Source organism: Allomuricauda sp. CP2A (assembly GCF_001683915.1).
Taxonomy (GTDB): domain Bacteria; phylum Bacteroidota; class Bacteroidia; order Flavobacteriales; family Flavobacteriaceae; genus Flagellimonas.
On record NZ_LXTT01000163.1, the window covers coordinates 1 to 11,093 of the forward strand.

General features: G+C 40.6%; 11 protein-coding genes. 4 read left to right on the forward strand and 7 right to left on the reverse strand.

Going from position 1 to position 11,093, the window contains the following annotated elements; translation table 11 throughout:
- The first annotated feature begins 37 nt into the window (after positions 1-37).
- From A7D14_RS18285 to A7D14_RS18295, 3 genes are all read left to right on the forward strand, one after another.
- Positions 38-256: a heavy-metal-associated domain-containing protein gene (locus A7D14_RS18285; RefSeq protein WP_067037721.1), complete on the forward strand. Its 219-nt coding sequence runs from the start codon at positions 38-40 to the stop codon at positions 254-256.
- 82 nt (positions 257-338) lie between these two features.
- Positions 339-983, forward strand: coding sequence for a GNAT family N-acetyltransferase (locus A7D14_RS18290; protein WP_116183705.1), 645 nt, complete (start codon positions 339-341; stop codon positions 981-983).
- Between the two features lie 109 nt (positions 984-1,092).
- Positions 1,093-1,848, forward strand: a complete 756-nt coding sequence (locus tag A7D14_RS18295; RefSeq protein WP_404828015.1) for a zinc-dependent peptidase — start codon at positions 1,093-1,095, stop codon at positions 1,846-1,848.
- Between the two features lie 122 nt (positions 1,849-1,970).
- On the opposite strand, the gene A7D14_RS18300 is transcribed toward A7D14_RS18295, so the two are convergent.
- On the reverse strand, positions 1,971-3,509 hold the full coding sequence (locus tag A7D14_RS18300; RefSeq protein ID WP_067037726.1) for a Fic family protein: 1,539 nt from the start codon (positions 3,507-3,509) through the stop codon (positions 1,971-1,973).
- A 437-nt stretch (positions 3,510-3,946) separates the two neighbouring features.
- Between A7D14_RS18300 and A7D14_RS18305 the strand changes: the two genes are divergently transcribed.
- Positions 3,947-4,432 carry a hypothetical protein gene (locus A7D14_RS18305; RefSeq protein WP_067037728.1) on the forward strand — a complete coding sequence of 162 codons (486 nt, stop codon included), beginning with the start codon at positions 3,947-3,949 and terminating at the stop codon, positions 4,430-4,432.
- Between the two features lie 40 nt (positions 4,433-4,472).
- Here A7D14_RS18305 and A7D14_RS18310 read toward each other — a convergent pair whose 3' ends face one another.
- The 6 genes from A7D14_RS18310 to A7D14_RS20160 form a co-directional block, all read right to left on the reverse strand.
- Entirely contained in the window at positions 4,473-7,514 is a 3,042-nt protein-coding gene (locus A7D14_RS18310; protein ID WP_067037730.1) for a TraQ conjugal transfer family protein, read from the reverse strand.
- Positions 7,515-7,526: 12 nt separating this feature from the next.
- A complete protein-coding gene (locus A7D14_RS18315; protein WP_067037733.1) occupies positions 7,527-8,066 on the reverse strand; it encodes a conjugal transfer protein TraO in 540 nt (179 codons plus the stop codon).
- Between the two features lie 2 nt (positions 8,067-8,068).
- Positions 8,069-9,031 carry a DUF4138 domain-containing protein gene (locus A7D14_RS18320; RefSeq protein WP_067037734.1) on the reverse strand — a complete coding sequence of 321 codons (963 nt, stop codon included), beginning with the start codon at positions 9,029-9,031 and terminating at the stop codon, positions 8,069-8,071.
- 4 nt (positions 9,032-9,035) lie between these two features.
- Entirely contained in the window at positions 9,036-10,040 is a 1,005-nt protein-coding gene (traM, locus tag A7D14_RS18325) for a conjugative transposon protein TraM (protein ID WP_067037736.1), read from the reverse strand.
- Between the two features lie 10 nt (positions 10,041-10,050).
- Positions 10,051-10,668, reverse strand: coding sequence for a hypothetical protein (locus A7D14_RS18330; protein ID WP_067037738.1), 618 nt, complete (start codon positions 10,666-10,668; stop codon positions 10,051-10,053).
- Positions 10,669-10,714: 46 nt separating this feature from the next.
- Positions 10,715-11,093 (reverse strand): hypothetical protein (locus tag A7D14_RS20160; RefSeq protein ID WP_176712451.1); only part of this gene is annotated, 379 nt, incomplete at its 5' end.

Below are 11,093 nucleotides of genomic sequence, written 5' to 3' on the forward strand. Positions count from 1 at the left end.
AGCAAAACTTTAATAATTAATTATAAATTCAAATACGATGAAAACTTTAAAATTTAAAACAAATATCAATTGTGGTGGTTGTGTCTCTAAAGTAACCCCATTTTTAAACAAACAAGAAGGCGTTGAAAGTTGGGAAGTGGATACCGCTAATCCTGATAAAATCTTGACTATAGAAAGTCATGGTGCTTCGGAAGAAGATGTAAAAGCTACTTTGCAGAAAATAGGGTTTAGCGCGGAAAGTGTTGATGTTCGTTAATCACCAAACGCCTATAATAAATTTATATCCAATCTAAAAGATATCGTTCTGTCAGTACTGACTTAAGTCAAATGAAAAGAAAATGAAGGTAGCGGAAAAAAGCAAATTCTATAAAACGAAGTTATTGTGGCACCGAATACGCCATGGATTATTTTTATTCACCCTTAGGAATGCTCTGACCCGGATAGGATTGGACATCGCACCCTACTATTGGTATAGGGAAATAAAAAATGGAGCCGAAAAACCTGAGATTCGAGATAGCTTCAAAGACTATGAATTATGTTATATAGGTTTGGACGAGATTGGGATAATGAATAACATCATGGGGCTTACAACCAAGGAATTAGAGCAGAATTTAAGTATGGGGCAGATATGTATCGGTCTCAAGCGAGGGAAAGAGATTGCCGCCCTATTATTCGTTGATTTGCAGGATTTTGTGTTTAAAGGCCGCTCCTTCAAAATAAAAGATAAGGAAGGTTACCTTTTGAATGTTTACACGTTTCAGGCGTATAGAGGTAAGAACTTGGCTACCTACTTACGTTATCATTGCTTTGAACTTCTTGAAAACTATAGCGTAGAAGAACTTTACAGTATTGTCTCCTACTTCAATACGTCATCAATAAAAGTCAATGAAAAATTGAATGCCCAAAAGTTGAAACTCTATTTGTACATAGGATTGTTAAAAAGATACCATTGGAATTTTCTGTTGAAGGACTATTCCAAATAATCAAACCGGATAATTTATTATATGGTGGTCATTCTTGGAAAAACTAAAATCAGATGATATTCCCTTATCCGCTACATCAACTATGATTTATACGATTATATTCGGATTGATGCTTGTCCTTGCCGTTTATTTTGTTTCAAAAATAGGAAGCAAAAAAGTAAAACCGTTCCCAAAATATTGGCATCCGTTACTGATGGAAAATGTGCTCTTCTACCGCAACCTTCCCAAAGCAAAACAGGTAGTTTTTCAACAACGAATGATGCAATTTTTAAGTGAAGTCTATATTGATGGGGTACAACTGGAATTGCAAGAGCTCGACAAGATTTTAATTGCGGCGAGTGCTGTAATTCCCGTTTTTGGTTTTGACGAATGGCACTATACCAATTTAAGCGGAATCCTATTGTATCCTGATAACTTCAATGAGGATATGCAATTTAGCAGCAAAGATAAATCGCGTAATATCGGCGGAATTGTGGGGAATGGACGTTTTGAAAAGCAAATGATTTTATCGAAAAAAGCATTGCATCACGGGTTCAAAAACACAACCGACAAAAGCAATACTGGCATACACGAGTTTGTGCATCTTATTGATAAATTGGACGATTTCACGGATGGAATTCCGGAAAGGTTGTTGGAGCATCAATATACCATCCCGTGGTTAAAGTTGATCCATGCGGAAATGGAAGTTATCAATGCCAATAAATCCGATATAAGAAACTATGGCGGTACCAACGAAGCGGAGTTTTTTGCCGTAGCTGCCGAGTACTTTTTTGAACGTCCCGATTTATTTAAGAGAAAACATCCAGAACTCTACAAAATGCTGGTAGAATGCTTTAGGCAGGAACCAGGAGTTTTAGAAAAGTAACGTTTCAAGAAACCGATTTTTTAGTTTTGGGTAGTAAAGCACCACAACGTAATTCCTTATTTAGGTGTTGGTATTACTAGAAGAACCTTACGAACCATTTTTAATGTTATACCTGATGGATGTTAAAAGATTGAAGCATACATTTTTTCGACATTTTCAATTTCCTCTTGGGATAATTCCTCGAATTCTTTTGCCTTTTTAGTTTTTGACAGCTTTCCCTTGTTTTGATTGAGAAGCTTGATTAATAGATCTACTTTGTTATCGGGCAAATTAACCAACGCATTGATTTGATGGGTCATTTGGTCATATTTTTCCAGAAAATCCAACTCTTCGGGTATTATCTTTTCAATGGTCTCTTCGACACATTCATAAAGAAACTCTGTCTGCAATGTGGCGTCAAAATAGCGATAGAGGTCAATGGTGTCGTTCAAGATTTCAACGTTGTGGTCAAGGGTCGGCTTCCATTCGATTAGATTAAGTCTGGGCGATGAGAAGTGCTCCAGAATATCTTGATACTCTCCTATCCGATTCAGTATAGCTGCCGAAATCGGAAAGATCATATCCCTCTGGGTATAGCCCATGCGAACCAAAATATGATGTATGATATATCGATGTATCCTGCCGTTTCCGTCTGAAAGAGGGTGGATGAACACAAAACCAAAAGCGATACTGGCTGCCGCCAAAACTGGGTTATAGCCACTGTTTTTCAAGAGGTTGTTAGTGTCAATCAATCCACGTAGCAATGATTCCAAATCTTTTGCCTTGGCCGAGATATGATCAGGCATTGGAAGTAAGCTTTCGCGGTCATGTTCACCAATAAATCCTTCGCCTTTGCGAATTCCCATGTGCTTCAATTTCTTGGTGCCTATTACAATATCCTGAAGTCGCTCAATCTCTTCAATCGTCAATGGTTTTTTACCTGCCTGGCCAATGGCCTTGCCCCAATTTCTGGCCCTCATGTTCGGAGGATATTCCCCCTCGATGGCAAAGGATGCTTTTGAATCTTTCAGCAAAAGGAATGCGGCCGTCCTACGTATCAAGTCCTTATTTCTTCCCATTAATCCTTTTTCCATGATTTCAGGAAATTTTGTTGCGGCGTAAGACTCTAATTTTTTGGTCTTGCGTATCATGGGACAGAATTCTCTGGTACCCGGTAGATTATTCTTTACGCGATGCCTGGTACTATTTTCAACCGGTCCTACATATTGATGCTTGGGGTTTACAACTTCAACATAATTACCGGTTTTTAAATCGGGGATATCCAGTTTTTTACCAAAGAGCCATTCATATAGGAACCAAATCCTTCTGGAATATTGACCAGTGGGCTCGTTCTGCACCATGCTCATTACCGGCGCATCACCCACTGCCAGAAAAAACTCTTTTAAAATGAGCAAATCAATACCTTCGTACTTCAGTGCAAAAGTGAGATGGCCACTTGCATTATCCTCGGGGATATACCGTTTTGCAAATACCTGCCATTGTGGGGTATTGTACCGCTGTTGTTTCTCTGTTACAATGGCAAGTAGCTCTGGTAAAGGTAATCGTCTATTTCTTGTATCCTCGATAAATTGTAGAAGCCAACCATACCCAACCAAAATTCCTTCCTCTGGCAAGACCCTATCGTGAAAAGTGCTTATTTTTCGTGCAAATTGATTACTCATAGTTACATTTCATGAAATATAAGTACAAATATAATATGAAAAATGGTTACTTTTCATGAAAAACAGTTATTTATGGGTAAGAGACATGAAAATAAGTTTCTCTTTGCTTAAAAGGAGTTTGACAGATACCTTATTTTAATATGTACTCAACCACTGTTGAATTTTAACAAATCATCTACATCAAGATTTCCAGAGCAGACGTAATTCGCCGCGACACAATCGAGATCTTTCCGTTCCAGATTTATCAACCTCCTCGGAGCCGCACCTGAACACGTGGAGGCGTAAAAGTGCGCTCCCTGCATTTATCTTGTCAAATTACGCAATTTAATCTTCCATTTCTTGTTTTAATCTCATTGATAGTTTCTTAATCGACTGGAAGGGTTAAAAAGGTTAGGGATAAAAATTTTATCTTTATAAAGGCGTCTAAATATTTCGAAATGAAAATCTACACTAAAGTCTTTTTAGTTTTATTGGTGCTATTAATTTACTCTTGTAATAATGACGACAATGGTGTTTCTGAAGCAGATAGGGCAGAAGCCTTGCTTGGTCAATGGGAGTATGAGGCCATTGGTTCCAACATCGCAGTCGATATTAATGGGGATGGCACAGTGAATGATGACTTTTATAATACAAACGAAATTCGGCAGTGCCTAAAGGACAATTTGACGTTTTTCAATGATAGGGGACCTGGGGAAAAGGATGTTTTCACCATCAATGAAAATGGACTTTCTTGCGGTGATGTTCCGGCATTTCAAAACGTGGAAAGTGATACCTATGAATTAATAAATAACGAGATTATCCGATTTGATACCCGTAGCGATTGGACGATCATAGAATTTACCCAAAACCGACTAGTTGTTGAAGAAGAGGACTTTTTAGATGACCGCAATGTGATTGTTACCTATGTATTTAGACGTAGTTAACAGCCTCAAAAAGGAATCTTTAAACGAAGAGATATTTGTCTTATACCCTTATTACTTTACCAAAAGCCACTTCACTCCACTGTCCATTGGTATCCCTGACCCTGACCTCAAAGTCTTGGTCTAAATAACGTAGTCTGCTTTCTCTGGCCTCCTCCTCTAACAAAAAGTATCGGTCCACACCATTCCCCACAGCCTCATTATAGTTGAATACCCGGGTATCCCATCGATTATCCCTTCTGTTGTAAATCCTGATCTCTACTCGGTCCAAGGTGGCACCCCCATAGGCCTCGGAACATCCGATATCATAACAAGTGTATATCCTTACCTGATAATCGCATCCATTCAAACCGCCACAACTGACATTGTACTTTTCTCCTTTTACAAAAGCTACAGGCCTTCTCAAGGTATCCACAAATGTGCTTCCGGTTTGCGTTTCCCCCGTTGAGTTCTCCACCTCAAAATCAATGGTGAACGTATCCTGACTGTCGGGATAGAATGTGAGATTGGTGCTCCCATAGTTCAATGGAACGGTTTCGCCCTCATCATATCTTGATCCTGAAAGAAGAAAATAACCCGCTCGATTACCCTCAAAGGAAAAGGTCATCGTATAGGAAACCGTATTATCATGGGTGCCTATGGCATTGGTGATGACAGTTATATTGAATGCCTCTCCCTCAAGGCGTTCACCAGGAGCCTGACTTATGGTTAAATCGAATGGCTCAACATATCGCTCATAATCAATATCCACACTTTCGTTTTTGGTGACATTGGAAGAAGATATGGTGTTGAATACTATGTTGTGCAAACCCTCCGAAAGGCCGGTGTAGTTACCCGAAAATGAACCAACGGGCACTGGGAATGCCTCTCCTGGGCCATAAGAGTTTCCGTCAAATTCAAAAGTACTATTAGCATTGCCGGTAGAATAGTACATGGTATACGTATCTCCCCCCAGGCCGATTTCAGTAATATTAAAGTTAATGGGTATGGCCTCTCCAATAAATGCGCCAGGCCCCGTAGCATTTACAGTGAGAACATAGTCTTTCGGGCTGACATTGACCGTAATGGGAACAGGTTTTTCCAGCCCTGTCTCATTTTTGGCATAAAAAGTTATAGTAACCGTTCCCTCGCTGATGCCCTCCAAACTCCAATTGAAATTCCCCTTGGGAACATCGTAACTATTGCCTGGGCTTACGGCGTTTCCATTGGTATCCTTCAACAATGCATTGCCGTTCATTGCAAACCGCATGGTATAGTCCGAAGACCCTACGCTTTCTGAAATATTGAAGTTTACCGAGGTCACCTCCCCAACAGAAATATCCGATTTTTGGATGCCGCCAGTGAAAGAAAAATCAACTTGTTGATATGCTATGGTTATAGGTTCCGTCGCATGGGTTACGCCTGATCCCGACTCGACACTAAAGACCAAATTATGCTCACCAGGCTCAAAACCGGTATAAAATATGTTGTTTATGTCTGCGGTCAAGTTAAATTTCTCCCCAGGTCCATAAGAATTTCCGTTAATACTTACCCCACCACTTTTTCCAGAGGTAAAAAATGCCTCATAGGTGTCATTGGTGCCTTCAGGTTCTTCATCGATATTCACAATAGCAGAAACGGGAATATTGGTAAATTCAGATGTTTTTGATGGGGTGAAAGTCGCCTCGAATTCATTTTGCTTGATTTCCAGATCGATGATAACCGGTTCAGAGGATTGTCCAAAATTATCCGTTACCACAAAGGAAACTCTATGGGTATCAGCCGTCTCTGGGATATAGAACAGTGAAAAATTACCGAAAGCGACTGGATAATCCGTTGAATTTATGAGTTCTGTACCGTTCACGTTGCGTACAATACCATTTCCCTCCAGAATTTCATAGGAGATGCTGTATTCTATATTGTTCGTGTTTCCATTGGATTTTATATTGAAGTTGAATTGGGTCCTTTCATTGATGAACACCGAATTACTTTCCGAGTTGCCGGAGAATGTGAACGGAATATTGGCGACCTCGATTTCGACGCTGTCCCGTTTTTGCTGACCATTACTGTCCCGTACGTCAAAATATATTTTACGCTTTCCCAGATTCGTACTCGTAAATGAAAAATTATAAGTGTCAGGGTCAATGGCCCTAAATTGCCCCGGTTCCATAACCCCGCCGTTCTGGTCCCTTACGGTTCCACCACCCTCACTTGAACTGGAAAAGGAATGGGTTATCTCATAGGTCACATTCGAATTTTCATCCTGTGTTGCAAGGTCTATGGCAATGGCCAGATTCGTATCGAGCTCCACCTGTGAAGAGGAAGCCGTTGTATTGAGTGTAAAACCAAGATTTAATACAGTCAATAATAGTTCTTGGGTCAAGGTAGCGCCATCAGGGGCTTTGGCAGTAACGATCAGTTTATGTTCACCCAAATTCTCGGGTAGGTAGGATAGTTCGGAAATGCCTTTTGGCAGGAAAAATGGATTCCCCGCATCAAAGACCTTATCGCCCAAATATAATTTGCCCGAGCCGTTCTCGATTTGATACGTTATTTCAAAATTCCCTATTGCACTTGGACTTTCAGTTTCCTTATCACGAATAAGTGTAAGATTGACCGGGTTTTTTGAATTGATGATAAATTCATTAAGTCCCTTGTTGAGCAAGAAACTGAAACTGGCATATTTGGCACGATGAAACAGCTCCAATCTCTTCTCTCGCATGTTGGAATCCCATGCTAAAAAATTGATCTTATGCATACCGGTATCAATAGCCACGTAATTATAGGCCCAATTTTTATCGGTTATGCGCAATGTGTCGTTCTCACGTATCGTATCCCCCTCCATGTTTAAAAAATAGCCTTTTGCATTGGCTGCCGAGTATTTTAGAAAATAATCTACTGTAGAGATTTCCTTTTCCGGAACCAGGGAAAATGAGGTTCTCGTACGTTCGAATACAAAGCTTTCCTCGGGATGTTCCACCGAGAAGCTGAAATCGAAATCTTCCAAAATGACATCCTCAAAATCCTTGCTACAGGCAATAACTAGGATAGAAATGAGGGTCAAAACCCCTATTGTCACTTTTGTAGTAGTTTTTAACTTTTTCATTTTCGACTGGTTTTAAAACAGAAAATAACGAAGGCCGATACCTGCATAGGGATAGAAATTGCCCACATCGCTATTTACATGATAATACTCGTTGGCCTTGACCAAGAGGGAAAAATCATTGCTCAGGGTAAGCTCGCCCTCAAGCCCTACATAGGCTCCGTAGATAAACTGGCTCTTGGCATCGATGACCGCACCCGTTTCCAAGAGGCTATTGCCATTGTTGATGACCTCGTAACCGATAATGGCACCACCCCCGATATTGAGCGCATAACGTTTAAAGTTTCTTTGTTCCAGAATTTTAAAGAAATAGCCAGGTTGTACCGTGAATATGTTGTAGGGAATCGTGAACGTACCTCGGTCTTCCGCTATGGCGGCGAATACGCTCAACTGGGCATACCGATTTCGATTCAAGTGGTAATTATAGGTTGCCATAATGCCAAAACCGTCTTCGGCATATCCGCTGCTGACCCCGATTGATGAAGCATAATTGCCTTCCTGGGAATGAATTGAACTGCAAGCTATTATTGCGGTTATGAATAATAAATTTTTCATGTTCAAAAGTGTATTGGGTTGTTGATTATTTCATGCCCGATTTTCAGGGACAGGTTTCGGTTGCCCGATTCTTCGTCCAATTCCACGACCACCTCTTTTTTTTCGTCCAATGCGAATTTTTTAAAGACCACCACGAAATGGTTCTCGCTCTTTCCGGCCACCGTTTTGGGCTGTTTGTAGGTAAAAAGGGGCTTTAGTTCCATTCGCTGGTTGCTGCTACTGTTCCTGTAATTTGTGGCGATTTGGTGCTTGATGAAATTGATGTCCAGATCAAGCCCTTCCTTATTCTCGATCCGAAACTGAAAATAGAGTTCGTCCTCGTTGTAATAGACCCCCTTGAGCCAAAGAAAAACATTATCCAACCGTGCAAAATAGCGACTGATTCTGGCCCTGTCAAACTGCATATAATAGCACCGAAGACGATAGTATTCCATTGGATCTTTTTCGTAAAGCTCTTTGGTTGCCCTGTCTATGGAATTGTCGGAAGTTTTTGCAGGTTTAGCCGTTGATATGGCTACCGCCTCATTCTCTTTGTTTTCTGATGTAGTACCCTCAGAAGCGTTATTGTTATTTTGCACATTTCTTGTTGTTCCATCAATATTGGTAATGGCCATTTCGGGCTTGATGTACCAAGTGAACTGTTTTGGTCGCTCGGTCAGTTCAAGAATGAAATCATAGACTTGGCCCGATTCTGTAATTACGGTATGGTTCGTAAAGTTTTTTTCCTCCGTGGCAAGTTCATCGTAATATAGCTTTAAGATCCTTCCATGAAATTTACTTCCCTCAGCTTTTGGCAGGTCTGCTATAAACCCAAAATCGTTCCCGATAATACTTTCAGAAATATTTTCAGGAAATATCAAAATGGTCTTGTAGTTTCTAGCCACTTCCAAAGTGTCGCTATAACGCTGTGCGGCACATGCCGAAGCGAAAATAAATGTTGATATGAGTAGTATTTTCTTAGCCATTCATTTAGGTTTTGGGCACCAAAAAAACACGGTCTCCATTGACCAATAAGATTTTATCCTGTTGTTTGTATTTTTTCTTCTGGAAAAAGTTGCCGAAGGAGCGGACAAGGTTTCGACCGAGTGGTGTTTCAGAAACTTCTCCTGCCGCTTCGGAAAGTTCATTGACTCCTTGTTGTCGGATCTCTGCGTTAAATTCATTCAGCAGTTCACCTGCCCTTTCGTTGTGTAATCCGACCATTCCATCTTCTTGGTCGATAGCCGTTAGCGGTATCTTTACGTTGTCGATATTGGTTACTTCCAACAGAACCCGAGATCCTTGCAAGTTCGATTTGGCATACACAAAGGTGTTCTTGGGGAATCGCTTGTTATTATAGTGCACATCTTCCCTTAAAATAAGCACTACACGATTACCGGGCAGTATGAACTGATCGCGATATATTGACGCATCAAATTTTATTGATTCCACGGTAACTGTAGATGGTGATTCCATATAAGGTGCGGAATAGTCCTGACTTCGCGAGAGACGTTCGTCACGAGCTTCCATCAGTAACTTCCTGTATTCCAGTTTTTCTTTGGCTACGCTCTTTTTTGTAACATATTCGGGGGTTGTAGTGTTTTGGTCGAGGGTGTTTTCATCATCGATATCTTGCGAAGCCGTTTCGTCCAATGAAAAATTGTTCAGTTCTTCCAAGAGGCGTTCCAGTGAATCGTTTTCTTTTTTTGAGTGGAGAATGCTTTTGAAAAGTCCATTATTCTTCTGGGCGTCCAAAGAATCTTGTTGAGCATTTTTATAGATATCGTTTGGTTCCTCGACCTTAAGTTCCTTCTTTTGGTCCGGCAGGAAATTGTTGTAACCATCCTTATCCAAATCGTTTTTCCCATGGTTCCGCACAGAACTTATACTGGTCGTGATAAAAAATACCGTAAGCAACACGATTATGGGTGCAGAAATAGCGAACAGCTTATGCTGCCGTATCCAATGGTTAAACTTTTCAATCATACTGTTCATAGGTTGGTGGTTACAGATCCGTATTGTTCAAAACATCGAACCTGAGGATCTTTAAACCGTTCAAATTGTTCGGTGTCGATTTGGTCTCCTCGATAAACCCCGTTGTGATCAAGGTTCGATATTCCGCATTCCCATCTTTTAAGATTCGTTGTTTTCCGACAAACCGAAATGGAAAGGGATAGCGTGAGTAATCCACTAAAATCGAATCCTTTTCCACTTCGATGGAATAGCCACTTTTGGCTATATCCTCATAATAACTTTGATCGATCAACCTATTGTACAATCGCTGTACCGAATGATCGCCCATATAAAGCGCCCTGCCTTCAATATTTCTTTTGATATGGCGCAAATCAGGTTCCAAGGCAAAGAAGAGTTCATGGAAATTTGCAATATGGCCTTCGCATAAAATATCTACCGCCCGCTTGTAGTCCTTGATTCTGACTACGGCCAATTTCTGGCCTTTATCGAGCAGATAGAAACTGTTCCTGGCACTCTCGTTCGTTCTGTAGGTATAGTAGATATTGAGGATGGTCGAGACGAACGTAAGAATTAAAGATACATATAGTACCTTGTTGCTATTGCTACGAATCCTACTTAAATCGTTGAAAATCCTGTATTTACCGTCCATCTGTTCTTCTGTGTTCGTTTAAATTCTTCTTTGATCGTTGAAAGGATTATTGTATCAAAGTTCTTACGCCTTTTGTAGCTCCGCCCGTCTTTGCATCGACCGCTGTCTGTGCGGCTTTTTTGGCATAATGTTTTGTCCTGTCTTTTAGTTGGCTTGCGCTTACGTTCATGCCCTGCACAATAAAGTTGGACAAGACCGGTGCCTTGAGGTATACGAATACGTTCATTAACATCAATAGGGCACTTGTCAGCACCAGGCCCAAATTGGCTTCTCCGTCGTATAGCAAAGTTTGTATAAGATTATCGAGAATCTTGAGCATAAAATTGTCGATCAGATATAGCATGGGTATCCATAGGCATACGCTCATAAACTTCTGTAGCCAAGCTTTCCACATCCCCGAAAAGACAGGAATGAATGACAGCCCG